The sequence below is a fragment of the Zobellia russellii genome, from assembly GCF_044597075.1.
GTDB classification, from domain to species: Bacteria; Bacteroidota; Bacteroidia; order Flavobacteriales; family Flavobacteriaceae; genus Zobellia; species Zobellia russellii.
Map to the genome: position 1 here is coordinate 1,413,080 of NZ_CP139000.1, position 18,327 is coordinate 1,431,406.

Annotated in this window: 9 protein-coding genes; 6 read left to right on the forward strand and 3 right to left on the reverse strand. The window is 41.2% G+C overall.

Features of this window, described 5'->3' with window-relative positions:
* Window positions 1–17: 17 nt before the first annotated feature.
* Entirely contained in the window at window positions 18–8,804 is an 8,787-nt protein-coding gene (locus SJY45_RS05870; RefSeq protein WP_400073629.1) for a T9SS type B sorting domain-containing protein, read from the reverse strand.
* A 136-nt stretch (window positions 8,805–8,940) separates the two neighbouring features.
* Between SJY45_RS05870 and SJY45_RS05875 the strand changes: the two genes are divergently transcribed.
* Window positions 8,941–10,062, forward strand: a complete 1,122-nt coding sequence (locus SJY45_RS05875) for a PQQ-dependent sugar dehydrogenase (protein WP_400073630.1) — start codon at window positions 8,941–8,943, stop codon at window positions 10,060–10,062.
* A gap of 38 nt (window positions 10,063–10,100) precedes the next feature.
* Window positions 10,101–10,502 carry a c-type cytochrome gene (locus SJY45_RS05880; RefSeq protein ID WP_400073631.1) on the forward strand — a complete coding sequence of 134 codons (402 nt, stop codon included), beginning with the start codon at window positions 10,101–10,103 and terminating at the stop codon, window positions 10,500–10,502.
* 2 nt (window positions 10,503–10,504) lie between these two features.
* On the opposite strand, the gene murQ is transcribed toward SJY45_RS05880, so the two are convergent.
* Together murQ and SJY45_RS05890 are read right to left on the reverse strand one after the other, a co-directional pair.
* On the reverse strand, window positions 10,505–11,314 hold the full coding sequence (murQ, locus tag SJY45_RS05885; protein WP_400073632.1) for an N-acetylmuramic acid 6-phosphate etherase: 810 nt from the start codon (window positions 11,312–11,314) through the stop codon (window positions 10,505–10,507).
* Window positions 11,315–11,319: 5 nt separating this feature from the next.
* Window positions 11,320–12,069: a DeoR/GlpR family DNA-binding transcription regulator gene (locus tag SJY45_RS05890; RefSeq protein ID WP_215439906.1), complete on the reverse strand. Its 750-nt coding sequence runs from the start codon at window positions 12,067–12,069 to the stop codon at window positions 11,320–11,322.
* 194 nt (window positions 12,070–12,263) lie between these two features.
* Here SJY45_RS05890 and nagB point away from each other — a divergent pair, with 194 nt between their 5' ends.
* The 4 genes from nagB (at window position 12,264) to SJY45_RS05910 (ending at window position 18,315) form a co-directional block, all read left to right on the forward strand.
* Window positions 12,264–14,192, forward strand: a complete 1,929-nt coding sequence (gene nagB, locus SJY45_RS05895; RefSeq protein ID WP_215439904.1) for a glucosamine-6-phosphate deaminase — start codon at window positions 12,264–12,266, stop codon at window positions 14,190–14,192.
* Between the two features lie 202 nt (window positions 14,193–14,394).
* Window positions 14,395–15,669, forward strand: coding sequence for an MFS transporter (locus SJY45_RS05900; protein ID WP_215439903.1), 1,275 nt, complete (start codon window positions 14,395–14,397; stop codon window positions 15,667–15,669).
* On the forward strand, window positions 15,662–17,233 hold the full coding sequence (locus SJY45_RS05905; protein WP_400073633.1) for a glycoside hydrolase family 3 protein: 1,572 nt from the start codon (window positions 15,662–15,664) through the stop codon (window positions 17,231–17,233). Before SJY45_RS05900 ends, SJY45_RS05905 begins: the two co-directional genes overlap by 8 nt.
* Window positions 17,234–17,238: 5 nt before the next feature.
* Window positions 17,239–18,315, forward strand: a complete 1,077-nt coding sequence (locus SJY45_RS05910; RefSeq protein ID WP_400073634.1) for an anhydro-N-acetylmuramic acid kinase — start codon at window positions 17,239–17,241, stop codon at window positions 18,313–18,315.
* Window positions 18,316–18,327: the final 12 nt, after the last annotated feature.

Sequence of the window (18,327 nt, forward strand, 5' to 3'; positions counted from 1 at the left end):
TATTATTTAATTAAGATTTATCTATAGAGGGTGAAATGCCCTACATACCGTATATCTCTGTCATCATTTTGATTTACTACATACCAGTAATCTCCGGTTGGCAGCTCCTTACCTTCATAGAGTCCGTCCCACTTGCTTACTTGATCAAGTTCGGCAACAACCCTACCATAACGATCATAGATAATAACTTCAATATTAGGGAAGAACTCACGGTTGCCCGGTGCCCAGAAATCGTTTTCATTATCGCCATTAGGTGTAAAGAAATTAGGTATCTCTAACATTCCGGTAAACTCAAACGGAATCACCGCTACGGCCTCACATCCATTCTGATCTACCACACGTATTTCCACTTCGCCACTTTCTGTGGTCGTATACAGGCCTTCACTACCGTAAGACACTCCATCAAAGAAGAACTCATACCCTCCAAAACCTCCTTCGGCTGTTGCCGTAATCTCGTTAGGACCGGTCTTTTCAGCAAAAAGTGTTAAGGGGTCGTATGAATCTATAGTAAACTCTACAAAATTAGTACATCCATTTTCATGGTAAATATAAGCTGTATAGTCTCCTGCAGGCAAATCTCCCCAAGAACGTTCCGTGGTAGCCAATGCTGTTATAGCATCAGTTGGGTCAATAGGGTTCAATGCGAACAACAGTTCAGGAATTAAACTCTCTTCTTGCATCTGTACGGAAGCCGTACTGTTAGGGAAAATACCCTCACAACCGTATTGAACTACGGGAGATGCCGTTAAATCAACTCCTATTTCAATAGGTATGAATACATTTGTACTACATCCATTGGCATCTTGCACGAACGCGATATAGCCTTCTCCTCCTATTAGATTATCAAAGTATAAATCATCATTTCTTAGGAAAACCTCCGTTCCGTCCGAATTTGGACCTACCAAACGAGTTTCATAGTATTCAACTGATGTTACCGGATCTACAAAAGGAGTACCTCCCGTTACCGTTAACCTTGCGGTACCATCTTCAAAACCTATACAGGTCTCAGGCGTTGTACTAAAGTCCGCAATTTCCAATTCCGTAGGCTCATCCACTACAATTTCAAAAGTTTGTGGACAACCTTCCGCATCCTGCACCAATACAGTATAGGACGGATTACTAGGTGTGTTTGCAGGTAAATCTGTAAATGTATAAACCGTTGGGTTATCCGAATCACTAAAGAACTCGCTCAAATTAGGTTCTATGGCAAATTGTACCAATCCAACCGTAGGGCTGGTAACATTCATAGTTATTGTACCATCCGTTTCACCATAACAGGTTGTGGGCGTTGAACTATATGCTATAGTTACAGGCTCGGCCGGAGCAATAGAAAATGGCCCTTGTACCACACCACAATTGGCTCTACTGATTACTGAAATCCAATAGTCACCGGCATCCAAGTTTTCGAACGTTCCAAAATCCTGCATTGTTCTATTTTGGTAAGTTGGCAATGTTTCCGCCACAAACGCATCAGTACCTGGGTCTGAATTATAAATTCTGAACTCATAAATACCAGTACCACCATTAGCCACAGCTTCAATTCTACCATCTACCTCATAAGCACATGACACATCAAATGTTGGAGATGTTGGGTCAAGTGTAAGAGGTTCTGCGGCGGTAATTGTAATACCATTGGTCTTACGGGCCAAACAAGAGCTTAGACCACCCACTTTACGAACTTCAAAACGATAAGAGCTTCCTATTACACCTGGTATTCCTGTTTTTACCGGAAGTCCGTTTGCATCTAATTCATCTATAGGCAACCAAGGTCCTCCAGAATTGTTTACGCTATATTCATAGGTTCCCCCTTGTGGATTGTTCACACGTATCATCATAGTTGCACTGTTACCACAGGCCGGCACCGAAGTCTGAATTAACGCAGGGTTAATTGGTGGTGGTGGAATTACCTGTATAGGTGCAGAAACCACTCCACAATTTAGGGTAGACACTACCTCAACGGCATACCATCCTCCAGGGATTACCCCTGTTGTACCCGTAAACTCAGGATCACTTTGAAAACCGGTCATAGAAACTACATCCGCATTATTATTGCTTCCTAAATGCAATAATCTGTATTGGTATCCTGCACCTGGTACCCCACCAATAGCTCCCGGTGTTGTTGTACCTGGCTCTACCGCAACAATTACAGCATCGTTTCCTGTAGGACATTCCAATTCTCTTGTAATTATAGCTTCTACCTCAATTTGCGGAACAGCAATCAGTTCCAATTCCCTGCTATGGGTACAGCCTTCTATGTCTCTTACGGTTACTCGGTAATTTCCACTAGAAAGGCCTGTGAATGTGTCATTGGTTCCATTAGCAGCAAAAGTTGCATACGCCGGATTTGAATGTGGAGCAAAACCGCTACCCACCGTACTTTCATATTCCAACATATATTCATAAGGTGATGCATCCCAACCTCCTTGGGTCGTAGCTACTATTTCACCTAAATCATCACTACAACCTACGCGACCTATCTCATCCAACGAAGTTATGGCCAATACAACACTAGGTGTGCTCAGAACAGTAGCGTTACTGAATACATTACAGCCACTTACTGTTTTTCCCTGTTCGCGTATTACCACACGATGGTTACCTCCTTCAATTCCAGTAATAACAGCAGGATTACCATCTACAGCTGTATCTATAGTTCCTGTTGAATTACCTGCTACCGGGGTTCCAAATGCACCTCCTGAGAATCCTGGGTCAGAAGATTCATAAACCCAATACTCGTACACTCCTGTAAATCCGCTAACATTAATTGTCAGCTCTCCGTCAGTAGCCCCAAAACAACCTACTGCTTGTGATTCCGTAATTGAAACTGTTGGAAGTACAGGTTCTGCCACATTATAAGCCGCAATAGGATAGGTACAACCACCTACGTCGTTAATTTGTAAACGATATTCCCCTGCAACCATTGGAAGGTCAAACTCCACAAAGCTGCCACTAGGTTGAGATACGCTTGCTACTGGCGAAACAGAGAAACCTTGGTCTTCAATTATGAAATTGGTACTTCCTGTTACATCAATTCGGATACGCTCAGGATTTTCACAATCCATTGGTCTTATTTGAGTAATGGTTGCCGTTACAGTATTTGGCGCTAAAACCGTAACCGAATCGCTATATTCACATCCGTTTGCATCTCTTGCATAAACAGTTATTACTTGGTCCGACCCTGTATCTACTATTTCAAAATCCGGACTAGACTGATAACTATCCGCTAAATTAATTTTATAGCCATAAGGAGCCCCGTTACCTACATTACCACCAACTATACTAGCACTTACTATGGTTGTACTATATTGATTGGACGCAGGGTTACAAACAAGGGTTCCCGATGTTACATCGATTTCAAAAAGAGGCGGTTCATTAATAACTACTTCTTCTCTATCAAAACAATTTCTGTCCGTTACTACTTCTATTACATAGGTTCCTGGTGTTAAACCAGAGAAAGAACCTGAAATATTTGTATTCGTACGACCTGAAGTGTCCAGACCCGAAGGCATTGCAGCCAGTGTGCTGGAATATAAGTTGTATTCCTGAATACCGTCTACATCAGTACCCGCAATTAACGAAGCTGAAATGCTACCGTCATTGGCCCCATTACAACTTACATCAGACTCACCTGTTTCATCAATATCAGGACTGGTAGGAGCTGATCTAACTATACCGCTAACAGTAAAACTACAAGGGTTCGTTCCATCTGTAACCTGATTATCAGTTACTTCTACTTGATAATCTCCGGCAGCCATACCTGGGAAAATACCATCATTGTCTGGGTCGACAATGTTCACGGGACTACCAAAAATATCAGTACCAGTTAATGTATAGGTAAAGTCACCACTACCACCATCTGCGGTAATTGTTATTTCTCCATCGGTTTCTTCACAACTTGGCTCGCTAGTAAAATCTCCTGAAGCAGATAATACTTGGAATACTTCTGCCACATCATCAACATCACAACCGTTAGCATCAATGACATTTACGGGATAGGAACCTATATTATTTACCGTAAAAGTGGCTTGAGTAGGTGTACCCGCAACATAAGGAGGGGTTTGACTCTCTCCGTTCAAGGTAAAGGTGGGCGTATCTATATCACCTGGAACCTCTACTGTAATTGTAAAGCCTCCAACAGGAGTTGTAACGTCACATTGGTTATTCACACTTATCGTCGGTGGCGGTAAATCAGGGTTCAACTGTATAACCGCCGCAGAAATCCTATAAGCACAATCATTGGCGTCCTTTACCCATATATCATAATCAATACCAGGAGCCAATGCACCGGGCAAGGCAACTGTAGAAGCATCGCTAAAATCATCTGAAGGATCACTTGGTGTTGCGGTTCCGTCATTATCCACTGGAGTACCCGCCGGTACATAAGCGTACAGATATGGACTTCCTGTGGCATAAGGCGTACCTCCACTACCCCTAACCGTCAATTGACCTAGGGCATTACAGTTTGCGTTTTCGTTACTAATAATATCAACTCGTGGAGCCAACAAAATAGCTTCACCTTCATCTCCATAGGAACAATCACCAGCGTCTTCAACAGCCACTCCATATCTTCCACCAGGAACAGAAATAGCAGATGCCATAGTGGTTAATGAGGTACCTGAATCCGTATAAACAACTTCGCCTGTATCAAGATTGGTAATAACCACGTCAAACGGAGCAGTACCTGAAGTAATGTTGTAATTTACCCCAACATCACCGTTTCTACAAGTAGCATTATCTACCACTATATTAACATTGCCCCCTGGGCCATCCGGTAAAGTAATTACCTCTTCATAGGTACAACCAGTTCCCAAATCACGCACCTCAACCGTATAGGATACTCCCCATAACAAATTGTTGAAACAGTGATTTGCAGGCGGATTACTTGGTGTGGTCCATCCCACTAAAGGATCCGGATCCGCCAAGCGTATCTCATAACTACCCGATCCATTTACGATATCAACACAAACTGTAGTTCCACCTGGGCTACAAGTTGCTGGTGGCGGTGGATAGTTAGGAATAATGTCCAAACTTAAAGTACCTATAGTAAACGCTTCAATATCCCTACATCCTCTAGAGTCCAAAACAATTAACTGATAATTACCCGGAACAAGACTAGGATCCGTTACCGCTAAAGGAAAATCAGAATCCGATACGTTGTTTTGTGTATAGAAAGGGTTTCCAAAATTATCTTCAATTATAACTGTATAGTTCTCTACACCGGCAGTAGGCAAACCTATAGTTACCCCTCCAGAAAGTGCTCCGGGCGAACCTGGTGAACAAGTAGCATCAATTGGTGTTGCCGTGACATCCGGAGACGGACGACCATCAGCAGCTACAGTTATAGGAACTACGGCCGTGACACAATTTCTGGCATCTTTAACCACATACTCGTAATTACCGGCAGTTAACCCTGAATATATAGTTTGATCCGAAAAAACATAGTTTAAGGTTGGATCAGGGTTACTAGGGTTAGCTGTTAGATTACCTGCGGGTGCAAAGACCACTTCAAATGGAGGAATACCGGATGATACCGTTGGTATAATCTCTACAAAACCACTGTTAGCGTCACCACAACTGGGGCCCTCTATTCTATGCGTGGCAGCAATATTTGTAGGTTCCTCAAAAGTTATAATTTCCGAAGTATTCGTACATCCATTAGAGTCTGTAACCGTTACTTGATAATCTCCATGATCTCCAAAAGGAACTGTATAGTTAAAATTCCCAGAAGGCAACTGTACCCCATTATGCCCTGCAACAGGTGCAAATGGATTAGGACTTACATCTCTATACTCAATAGTATAGGATGTGGCTCCCAAATTAGAAATATCACCACCAGATATGTCAATTTCCATTTCTCCATCGCCACCACAAGGTATTTCACTGGCTATATCCAGACTTACTTGAACCTGCGGAGGTATCCTAATTGAGGACGTAGAAGCAATACAACCGTTACCATCTACTACCTCAATGGTATAATTACCAGGAACCAAGCCTGTAAATGTATGCGTACCCGCTGTACCTGGAGTTATTAACGCTCCTCCATTAATTCTATACTGGTGCGTACCAATCAAAGCGGAACCTGCCGTTGAGGATACTGTAATTTCAGCATTATTTGTAGGTGAATAACAATAATCCGCTGAATCAAATGTAATTGCGGGTGCATCTACACTGGTAAGTGTAAATGTCGTTGAAGCCCTACAGCCCTCAGAATCTATAACGGTTAAGGTATAAGTTCCCTCCTCTGTTAAATTACCGAACGTTCGCCCCGTTTTAGGACCTTGTGTTCTTCCATCGGAAGGCGGCCATTCTAATTCATAACGATATCCGCCAAATCCACCTGTGGCATCTGCACGAACTCTACCCACATTGTTATTCTGGCAGCTCATATCAGTTACTGTTGGAGTAATACTCAATGGTGTTGCCGCTTCTTCTATATCAAAAGAGGTAGTAGAAGTACAGTTCGTATCATTGTCCGTTACAGTAATTTCATAGGTACCTGCACCTAAACCAGAAATGGGAATTTCCAAATCAGTACTTGTCCCTGTGGAAATTACCGCTGCGGTAGGAGCAGTTCTATTTACCGTATAATCGTAATCCGTAGCAAAACCGTCTATTAAAAACGCACCATTACCATCCGTTGCACTAGGGCAAACACGTCTATCTCCTCCGGATTTTACACGAGCTCTAATAGTACTGAACCCACCTGTAGTATAACTCGCAGTATAGGTACAGCCACTTGCGTCCGTTATTTCAAATTGATAGGATGTATCTAAATCCAAACCTGGAAAAACATTACTAGCCTGTGCAGGCGGCAATGTGGTTGCCGGGATAGATGAAATAATTTCATATTGTGTAACCGTATAAGTTGCCGGTAACACATCTACCGTAACCCTACTCGTTCCGGTAGCACAATCAAGGTCATCTTGGGCAAAGGTAATTGATCCTGGAGGAGTTGGCTCCGTAATGTCAATTGGTGATAATGCCTGAAAACACCCTGCATCATCTTTTATATAGGGTATATAATTTCCTGGTGTTAAACCTGTAAAAGTTGTTCCTGATTGGTAGTTAACATTGTCTATACTATATTCATAACCTGTACCGGAACCTCCGCTTGCTGGCGCAAACTCAATTATCCCTCCTCCGTTAACACATGTATAATCTTGCGTCATAGAAGCAGAACCACTAAGCCCACCTGCAGATGTAACCGTAACAGCTGGTAATGACAATACACAAGTAAATGCTCCTTGTGAATACTGAACTTCAACTATACTATATGTTCCATCGGCTACGGGTATTGTAGAAGAACTTGTAAAGGGGTCCCCTGCATTGTTAGTAGCTCTAAATTCCAGGTTAAATCCTCTGGGATCGGTTACGTTAAAATCTACTTTTCCACCTCCATTGGTACATGTCCCAACAATATCGGATGCTGTAACATCTGGTGGGTCTAATTCTGCCACATATTCAGATTTTTCCGCAGTACACCCTTGATCGTCAGTAATATAAAAAGTATAAGTACCGGGACTGGTTACCGTATATGCACTTGTTCCTGTAAATGTCCCTCCTGAATCACCTCCATCACTAACAGTATAGCTATACGTACCTGAACCTCCAGAGGGGGTTACATCTATATCTACACTAGAAATTGTAGAACAGCCAAAACTCATTCCGTTAGTATCAGTAACTACTGTTATTGGACTTAAGCCTGTACCTACTGTAATAGGATTTCCACTTGTATCTGTATATTGGATTGGGGCAGGTATTCCATTTGGAATATCTTCCTTACAATCATTGGTCTCTACTTTAACCGCATATGTACCTTCACTAACGGCTCCGAACGTATAAGTGTTGCTAGATATAGTTGATGTAAATTCTATCTCTGCCCCACTATCATCCAATAAGGTATACACATATGGCCCGGGAACTTCAGGGTTTACGGTAACATCAATAGAACCTGTTTCTCCACTACATACCGGATTAGTAAAGGTTACATCTATTTCTATATCTACTTGTCTAATTTCAATAACATCATATAGATATTCACATACCTCACCTGGAATGTTCAATCTAGCTTGTACAGTATAAAATCCTGGGTCTAAGTTCGAAAATATAGAAGATGACTGGTAAGGACCAAAACCGCTAGACCCTTCTTGAATTCTAAACTGATAACTATTTGGAAGCCCAGTAATTTCTATCCTACCTGGATTATTACAAACAAAATCTTTCTTTTGGTAGGTCTGAGTAATAGTACTTTTCTTGACCTTGAAAAAGTACTGCTGCCCATCTGCAACAACACGAAATTCCGCACCTGTAGTGGCCGGAATAGTACTTGCATCTAAATTAAATGTTGGTCCCGAATGGACTTCTGAATAACACGATATGTTTGTATCCGGACAATCTTGGTTTATGTTAGGACTACAACTACCCCCCAAAACTTGCCAAGAGACCGTACTATAGGACCCCGATAGGGAAACAACCCTGTCATCAGAATCACCACAGAGATTAAATCGTGCTACGGTAAAACCATTGGCGGTACACCCAACTTCGTTATCGGCACCTTGAATGATTGTTGAGAACATTGGCGCGGCAGCTGCTGTCTTGGCCGTTGTACTATTCTTTAGTGACTCAGCAGAAATTGACTTGGCCATAGAGGTGGCCTCGCTTTTTTCGGAAACCACTTCTTTTACGGCAGAGGCTACTTCAGCATAAATGTTGAAAACCTTCTTACCGGCAATAGCAGAAGTACAGACTACTGAAAAGGTCGTTAACAGTAGAGCGTATAGAATACGCTGTGTTTTTTTTGGGAGCATAGGTTAAGTCATTTAAGAAAGAAAATGAGCGATTTGGGGTGCATCACTTTCTCTCGGGTAATTCTTTTAAACTTATAAATTCTCGTTACCTTTAACCGTAACGGGATACCTTAATAATATCATTTAACGTAAAATTATGCGAAATAGTGTACTATCTATAGCCATTGCCGCCATAACTCTTAGTTATTCTTGCGCACAAGACTCTGAAAACAAAGTGAATACCCCCAATAACAAACCCTACACCGCAGAGCTAATGATCGATGAACTGCAAACTCCATGGGGTATAGTATTTTTAGCAGAAAATGAACTCTTGATAACTGAAAAATCCGGTGAAATTATCCACTTTAAAAATGGAACAAAAACAGCAATAAAAAATGTTCCCGAAGTTTACGTTAGAGGACAAGGGGGGCTTTTGGATATTGAACTACATCCCGATTATAAAAACACAGGCTGGATCTATCTTTCCTATGCTTCCGAAGAAGGTGATGAAAAAGGAGGTCATACTGCCTTGATCCGGTGTAAACTAAATAACAACTCCTTAACTAACAAAGAGTTTCTGTACAAGGCTTCTCCCAATACAACTAAGGGTCAACATTTTGGATCCCGCATTGAGTTTGACAATGATGGTTACCTCTATTTGTCCATAGGTGAACGCGGCGCAAGAGATGTGAACCCACAGGATATTACACGGGATGGAGGTAAAATATACCGATTTCATGATGACGGTCAAATACCAAAAGACAATCCGTTTACAGGAAAGGAAGGGGCAAAAACTGCAATATACAGCTACGGACACCGAAATCCACAAGGACTGGCAAAACATCCGGAAACTGGAGAAATTTGGGAAAACGAACATGGCCCACGAGGGGGCGATGAAATCAATATTATCAAGGCTGGTGCCAATTACGGGTGGCCGCTTGTAACTTATGGAATAAACTATAGCGGTACATCCATTACAGATAAAACCGAAATGGAGGGTATGACCCAACCTATTCATTACTGGGTACCTAGTATTGCTCCTAGCGGTATGGCTTTTGTAACAACGGATAAGTACAAAGATTGGAAAGGTAGTATATTGGTAGGTTCTTTAAAGTTTCAGTATATGGAGCGTCTTATAATGGATGGAACCAAAGTTATAGGTCGTGAAAAACTATTGACGGATTTAGGACGAGTGCGAGACATAAAAGAAGGACCAGACGGGTTAATTTATGTGGCCGTTGAAGGAAAAGGAATCTATAAACTAGTACCTAAAGCGTAAACGTAAATCGCTACCAGAACCGTGAAAAATTCTCAAGCATGAAAACCTTTTGTTGCTTCCTCTTTTTTTTGATTTTCATAGGATATTTTACTCAGGCCCAAGAAACAGAACTCTCCAAAAGTATGTTACGTGGTAGCGAAATCTATGCAGATTTTTGTGTTACATGTCATTTAGAAGAAGGCGAAGGCATTGCCAATACCTTTCCGCCATTGGCAAAATCCGATTATCTGGCCCAAAACCGACAAGCGAGTATCCGAGGTGTTAAATTTGGGCAACAGGGTGAAATGACCGTAAACGGAGTAAACTACAATAACATCATGCCCCCAATGGGCCTTGACGATGAAGAAATTGCAGATGTTATGAACTATATTCTAAATTCCTGGGGCAACACCTCCAAAGAAATCGTTACTGTAAAGGAAGTTGAAGCTATTGAAAAATAATTTTAAGCCCCCGCATCAATGGCCGCTTTTACAGACCCGTGTTTTTTAAGCAATTCTTCGGCCTTATCATAATCAATTCCTAAACCTTCCGAAACATAACGTGCCCCACGGTCTACCAATTTGCTATTACTCAACTGCATGTTCACCATTTTGTTTCCTTTCACCCTACCAATCTTAATCATTAGGGCGGTGGAAATCATATTAAGTGCCAGTTTTTGCGAGGTTCCACTTTTCATTCGGGTGCTTCCGGTTAGGAATTCAGGGCCTACATTCAATTCTATAGGAATATCCGATGCTACGGCCAATGGAGAACCCGGGTTATTTGTTATCCCAGCGGTAAGAAGTCCGTTTTTCTTTGCTTCGTCTATACCTCCCAGAACGTAAGGAGTAGTTCCAGAGGCCGCAATCCCCACTACTACGTCATTATCCGTAATATTATGCTCCATCATGTCTTTCCAAGCCTGTATTCCGTCATCCTCGGCATTCTCTACAGCTTTTCGTATCGCAACATCCCCACCGGCAATTAAACCTATTACCCTAGTGTGCGGCATTCCAAAAGTGGGTGGTATTTCGGAAGCATCCAAAATCCCCAATCTACCACTAGTTCCCGCTCCAATATAAAATAGGCGCCCTCCTTTTTCAAAACGCTCTGCCAAAGCATCTACCAATTTGGTTATCTGTGGAATAACGGCTGCAACGGCATCCGCCACCTTTTGGTCTTCTTCATTTATCTTTTGAAGAAGAGTGGTGGTATCCATCTGCTCTAAGTTATCGTGGTTTGATGGTTTTTCGGTTATTTTGGTATACTCCATAATACTTACAGAATTCTAATATCGTGATTTCTAAATGAGTTCAAAAGGTCGTTCTCTGGGTCTAACTCGGTTACTAACGTATTAATTGCATTTATATCGCAAGTTTTATACCTATGTTGGGAATTCAATTTTTCAGAGATAGACAAAAGTACCGTTTTTTTTGAGCATTTTATCACCGCTTTTTTCACTTGTACAATATCCCAATCAAATTCAGTTAGTCCATAATGTGAATCCACATAACCGGTTCCTATAAAACTGAAATCTACTTTTATCTCGGCCAAATTATGAATAGCATTAGCCCCAATAGCTGTTTGCGACTCCCCAGAAACCTGACCGCCTACCAATATGACGGTAACCTTAGGTTTGGTAAGAAGTTCCATAGCCACGGGAAGACTGTGGGTAAAGCATGTTAACTCAATTCCTGTTGGTATTAAATGTGCCAGCTCTAAACAAGTAGTACCGCCATCCAAAAAAATAACGCCTCCTTCTTTTATAAGCGCCAGAGCTTTTTCGGCAATAACCATCTTCTCTTTCTGCTTATAAATATTACTATTTCTTGTATTGTTCGTAGTAAAACCCAAGGAAATGGCTCCACCATGTACGCGGCGTAGCTTATTTTCAGCATCCAACTCCTTAACATCACGTCTTACTGTATCTATAGAAACATCAAGGGTTTCGGCAATATCCGTCAACAAAATTCTATTATGGAGATCTACTTCCCTTAGAATGGTCTGTTGCCGTTCTTCTTTTAACATGGCACTTTATATTAGATTCATCGACAAAGATAGCAAAATATAAGAATTGCCGTTTTATACTACCTTAAAGTTAAATAATCATTAAAAATGCATAAAACAGCAACTTAAAAAAGCAAAAAACAGCAAATAGAATTTGTTTTGCCTATATTTGCATGATTCAAGCTACACACAACAAACACAAAAGAGCTACTTGCATGAAAACAATTTTAGAAAAAAATGGTGCTAACATAAGGTATAGACCTGTTGGCCAATTTGAAGAAACTCGTTTTGAAAAAATTCACAATGTAATTTTTGCAGATTCTAACCAAGCATCCATTAAAGTTGCGGAAGAAATAGCCGCTCTCATTAGAAAAAAGCAAGAAGCCAATAAGAATTGTGTTTTGGGCCTTGCCACAGGTTCATCGCCCATTAAGGTTTATGAAGAGCTTGTACGAATGCACAAAGAAGAAGGCCTTAGCTTCAACAACGTAATTACCTTTAACCTAGACGAATACCTTCCAATGGAAAAAGAGAACCGTCAAAGTTACTGGTATTTTATGCATGAACATCTCTTTAATCATGTAGACATTGCTCCCGAGAACATTCATATTCCGGATGGCACCGTTTCCCCAGAAGAGGTTATTGAATACTGCATTGCCTATGATGACAAAATAAAGAAGAACGGCGGACTAGACTTTCAGCTTTTAGGTATAGGACGTACCGGGCATATTGGATTTAACGAACCAGGATCTCATTACAACTCGGGCACCCGTGTCATAACCCTAGACCACATTACACTTGTAGATGCAGGTCCTGCATTCTTGGGGATTGACAATGTTCCTAGAAAAGCCATAACTATGGGTATTGCTACAGTTATGAGTGCCAAACGTATTGTACTTTTAGGATGGGGAGAAAACAAAGCCAGCATTATTAAAAAAACGGTTGAGGGCGAAATTTCATCCCAGGTACCGGCAACCTATTTGCAGAACCATAAAAACTGTACGTTTGTTTTGGATACAGGAGCGGGCAGCCAGCTTACAAGGAACAAAACGCCATGGTTGGTAGACGAATCTTTGGATTGGACGGAAAGCTTAACTTCCAAAGCTATTGTTTGGCTTTGCAACGAGACCAAAAAATCTATCCTTAGTTTAACGGATAAAGATTACAATGACAATGGTATGTCCGGCTTGTTGGCCATGAAAGATTCGTACGACCTTAACATTCAAATGTTCAACAAATTACAGCACACTATTACAGGTTGGCCCGGTGGAAAACCCAATGCGGATGATTCCAGTAGACCGGAGCGTGCAGAACCTGCTAAGAAACGAGTTATTATTTTTAGCCCACATCCGGACGATGATGTAATTTCAATGGGCGGTACTTTTGATAGGTTGATAGAGCAAGGCCATGACGTTCACGTGGTATACCAAACTTCAGGAAACATAGCTGTATCGGATACCGATGCCCTCAGATACGCCGAAATTTCAAAACGTATTGCACCATCGGATGAGGCCCAAAAAATTATCGATTCCATAAAAGAGAAAAAAGACAGCAGTTTTGATTCTCTTGAAGTACGGAAACTCAAAGGGAATATTAGAAGAGGAGAGTCCTATGCAGCGGTACGATACCTAGGTTTAGACGACGCCAACGTTCATTTTCTAGACCTTCCGTTCTACGAAACCGGAACCATAAAAAAGAACAACCTTTCTGAGACGGACATACAAATTATGATGGACGTTATTTCTGAAATAAAACCTCATCAGATTTTTGCTGCTGGTGATTTGGCCGATCCTCATGGAACACATAAAGTATGTCTTGACGCCGTTTTTGAATCTCTCAGACGCTTAAAATCCGAATCTTTCATGAAAGATTGTTGGTTATGGCTTTACAGAGGTGCTTGGCATGAATGGGATGTTGATGAAATTGAAATGGCGGTGCCAATGAGCCCAAGCCAGGTGCTTAAAAAACGATATGCCATTTTCTGCCATCAGTCCCAAAAAGATGGGGTAATGTTTCAAGGTGATGACTCCCGCGAATTTTGGATGCGCGCCGAAGAACGTAACAAAAATACCGCAGAAAGATATCGCGCACTAGGGCTGTCGCACTATGCCGCCATGGAAGCATTTGTTCGTTACAAATTCTAATTTCTTAAACCCTAAAGACCTGCTACTACAGCCTAGCAGGTCTTTTTTTTTATTGGAATTTGTCAATTTTAATCACTAAAAACAAATTCTGGAAATGGTTTTTATGAGAAACATGACAGTTCTGCACATAGGCTTTCCAAAATACCCCTAAAAAACAGTAGCTTTAAACCACTGTAAAGTTTTAAGCTACACATTTCATTTCATGATAGAAAAAGATAAAGGAGCATGGGTCTGGGTACCCATTCTATATTTTACCCAAGGATTGCCGTACGTTTTGGTCGTAAGCGTATCCGTCATAATGTACAAACAATTGGGCGTAAGTAATGAAGATATAGGTCTTTACACTAGCCTTCTCTACTTACCTTGGGTCTTAAAACCGCTTTGGAGCCCGTTTGTTGACCTTAAAAGCACCAAACGAAAATGGTTCTTGGCCATGCAACTAGTAATAGCTTTGGCACTTTTTGGAGTAGCCCTTACAATTCCCACTAGCCTTTTCCTGACCACTACCCTAGCCTGTTTTTGGATGGCCGCGTTTGCTTCCGCTACCAATGATATTGCTTCGGATGGATATTATATGCTAGGTCTTACCGAGAAAAAACAATCCTTTTTTGTGGGTATGCGCAGTACATTTTACAGACTTGCCATGGTTACGGGAGAAGGGCTTATTGTAGTCATGGCCGGATTCTTGGAAAATAAATACGGAGACAATACCAAAGCTTGGAGTGTTACCATGACCGCTGCGGCGTTCCTTATGTTAATACTTACGGTATCCAACTTTTTTGCGGCCCCAAAATATGAATCTGCGCAAACGGCAATTAAAGATAAACCTAAAGGCTTTTTTGAGGTGTTCGCTTCTTTCTTTAAGAAACCTGGAATAGGTATTGCCTTAGCTTTTATTCTTACCTACCGCCTTGGAGAGTCGCAATTGGTTAAAATGGCCGCACCTTTCTTATTGGATAGCCCGGATAAAGGAGGTTTAGGCTATTCAACGGAACAATTGGGAACTATATTTGGTACAGCAGGAGTAATTTTTCTTTCTATTGGCGGCATTTTAGGTGGTATTTTAATTTCAAAAGATGGACTCAAGAAATGGATGCTCCCTATGGTCATTTCACTAAACCTGCCCAACGTGCTTTATGCCGTTTTGGCCATGACCAAAACCACCAGTGTATATGCCGTAACGGCAACGGTTGTGTTGGAAAAATTCGGGTATGGGTTTGGTTTTGCCGCATTCTTAATGTACCTCATCTACATTTCCGAAGGCAAGTCAAAAACCTCTCACTATGCTATTGCCACGGGCTTTATGGCCCTAGGTATGATGCTTCCTGGCATGATAAGCGGCTTTATGCAACAGTGGTTAGGATATGGCGGATTCTTCATCTGGGTGGTCATTGCCGCTCTTCCCGCCCTATTTCTTGTGAACTTTATTAAATACCCGGCAGATTTCGGGAAAAAATCTACCAAATTAGATGCTTAAGATTTTACCGTACACCCAAATTACCAAAACACTAAGTTTAGCCGAAAAAGTAGGGCAATTATTTATGCCTGCGGCTTTTATAAACGATACCGAAGAAGAAATCAAACGGTTAGAAAAACTTATCAAGGAACAACATATTGGGTCCTTGTGCTTTTTCCACAGTAGGGCAAGCGCAGCTACCAATTTTGAAGGAAAGAAGAAAATAGTTTCCAACGAAAAGAGTTTTGAAACGTTACGAAACCTTATTGCCCGTTACCAAAAAGCAGCTAAATACCCTTTATTAATTGCTATTGATGCCGAATGGGGATTGGCCATGCGTATTGAAAATACACCGCAATACCCCTACGCTATTACCCTTGGAGCAATTCCCAATTCGTCCGAAACGTTGATTTATGAAGTGGGAAAAAACATTGCTAAAGATTGCAAGGCCGCCGGAATACACTGGAATTTATCTCCATGCATCGATATTAACAACAACCCGAACAATCCGGTTATTGGCTATCGTTCTTTTGGGGAGGATAAAATTCAAGTCACCCAAAAAGCCTTGGCATATATAAACGGTACGCGCTCCGAAGGCGTACTAACCAGCATCAAGCATTTTCCCGGTCATGGAGATACAGCAACGGACTCGCATCTTGGCCTTCCCGTAATCAGCAAAACAAAACAAGAGCTTACGGATAATGAATTGTACCCCTTTCGAGAATTAGTTTTAAAAGGAGTTGATTCAGTCATGGCCGGACATTTATCGGTTCCTGCTTTGGCCAACGGTGCAAGTACCTCTTCAAGTCTATCCAAAGATATGATTCAGGGAATTTTAAGAACGGAAATGGGATACGACGGAGTTGTAATTTCAGATGCTTTGAACATGCATGCCGTGTCCAAAAACTACCCTACAAAAGGAGAACTGGAGTGGTTGGCCTTTGATGCCGGAAACGATGTACTTTGCTTTGCAGAGCACATTAATGAAGGTAAGGCCGCTATTTTAAAAAATGCATCGGAAACTCAAATAGAGGAAAGTTTCAGTCGTATTTGGAAACTTAAGGAAAAAGCATTTTCATCAGGAAATCCTGATTCGCATTTGACAAATCCTGACGCACTGAACCAAAAAATAGCAGAGCAGAGCATCACACTATACAAGGGAAACCAAGTTGAATTAAAGGAATTCGCAAAGAACAAATTCTCCGGATTAGAAATAGCATTGAACACTGATAATCGCTTTTTTAAGTCGATTTTAAAAAATAAAAAGTTTAGCATTTCAACGAATGAAACCGAAATTGACAAAAACGATGAAAATATACTTTTCGCCCTTTTTCCACCTCAAGTAAAACCTACCAATAATTTTGGCTTTACCGCCGAAGAACTAGCCTCGATAAACCGCGTTATCAAAACCAAAAACGTAATTCTTTATGTCTTTGGAAACCCCTACATACTCAACCACATAAACGTAGAAAACGCAAAAGCCGTAATTATTGTTTATCAACACTTAAAGTCGTTTCAAAACGTTGCAGCAAATCATTTTTTAGGTAATTTAGAAGCTCATGGCAAACTACCAATAACCATTTGAAAACTATGACTACATATAAAATTCTTGGCTTAATGTCCGGCACCTCGTTAGACGGACTAGACCTTGCGTATTGCACCATTTGGCAAGAAGGACATACTTGGCAATTTGGTATAAAAAAAACCAAAAGCGTTTCATATTCCAAGGAGATGCAAACGCAGTTAAAAAATTCCATAGAACTATCTGCGGAAGAACTTTTAAAGCTCAATAACAGCTATGGCACTTGGCTAGGCGAGCAATGCGACCTGTTCATTAATGATAATGGACTGGAAGTAGATTACATTGCCAGTCACGGACACACCACACACCACCGGCCAGAAAACGGATTCACATATCAGGTGGGTAGCGGTCAGCATTTGGCCAATGCCAGCAAACAAAAAGTTATATGTGATTTTAGAACAAATGATGTTGCTCTAGGCGGCCAAGGCGCTCCACTTGTTCCTATTGGCGACCGTTTATTTTTCAATAAATACGACTTCTGCCTAAATTTAGGTGGTATTAGTAATATTTCGTTTGAACACAACGGTAAGCGTATAGCCTATGACATAGGTTTGGCCAATATGATTTTGAACCATATTACCCGTAAAAACGATTTGGATTACGATGCCGGAGGAAATCTGGCAAAAAACGGCAAAATCAATATAGAGATGCTAGAACAGCTTAACGCTCTAGAATTTTACAAACTTCCATTTCCTAAATCTATAGGGTATGAATGGTTTGTAGAAAAAGTTATTCCAATTGTTGAAAGTACCGAAGACCTTATGGAGAATCTACTCTGTACCGGAATCCACCATGTATGCGAGCAAGTGGCCATTCAGGTAAAGGCCAACAAGAAAAAAACGACTAACACGCTATTTGTTACCGGTGGTGGCGCATTAAACGATTTTCTAATAGAGACCCTACAAGAAAAACTAGGTAATTCCACCAAAGTAGTTGTTCCTTCAAAACAACTCATAGAATTCAAAGAAGCCTTGGTATTTGCTTTAATGGGGGTTCTTAGAATTGAAAAAAAGACAAACATTCTTAGTTCCGTAACTGGCGCACAAAGAGACTCGTCTTCAGGGGTGCTGTTCTTACCAAGTTAAGTCCTCATACCC

Excerpts from the sequence above, each read along its gene's own strand:
- SJY45_RS05870 (WP_400073629.1), bottom strand. The coding sequence starts at position 8,804 with ATGCTCCCAAAAAAAACACAGCGTATTCTATACGCTCTACTGTTAACG.
- SJY45_RS05875 (WP_400073630.1), top strand. The coding sequence starts at position 8,941 with ATGCGAAATAGTGTACTATCTATAGCCATTGCCGCCATAACTCTTAGT.
- SJY45_RS05880 (WP_400073631.1), top strand. The coding sequence starts at position 10,101 with ATGAAAACCTTTTGTTGCTTCCTCTTTTTTTTGATTTTCATAGGATAT.
- murQ (WP_400073632.1), bottom strand. The coding sequence starts at position 11,314 with ATGGAGTATACCAAAATAACCGAAAAACCATCAAACCACGATAACTTA.
- SJY45_RS05890 (WP_215439906.1), bottom strand. The coding sequence starts at position 12,069 with ATGTTAAAAGAAGAACGGCAACAGACCATTCTAAGGGAAGTAGATCTC.
- nagB (WP_215439904.1), top strand. The coding sequence starts at position 12,264 with ATGAAAACAATTTTAGAAAAAAATGGTGCTAACATAAGGTATAGACCT.
- SJY45_RS05900 (WP_215439903.1), top strand. The coding sequence starts at position 14,395 with ATGATAGAAAAAGATAAAGGAGCATGGGTCTGGGTACCCATTCTATAT.
- SJY45_RS05905 (WP_400073633.1), top strand. The coding sequence starts at position 15,662 with ATGCTTAAGATTTTACCGTACACCCAAATTACCAAAACACTAAGTTTA.
- SJY45_RS05910 (WP_400073634.1), top strand. The coding sequence starts at position 17,239 with ATGACTACATATAAAATTCTTGGCTTAATGTCCGGCACCTCGTTAGAC.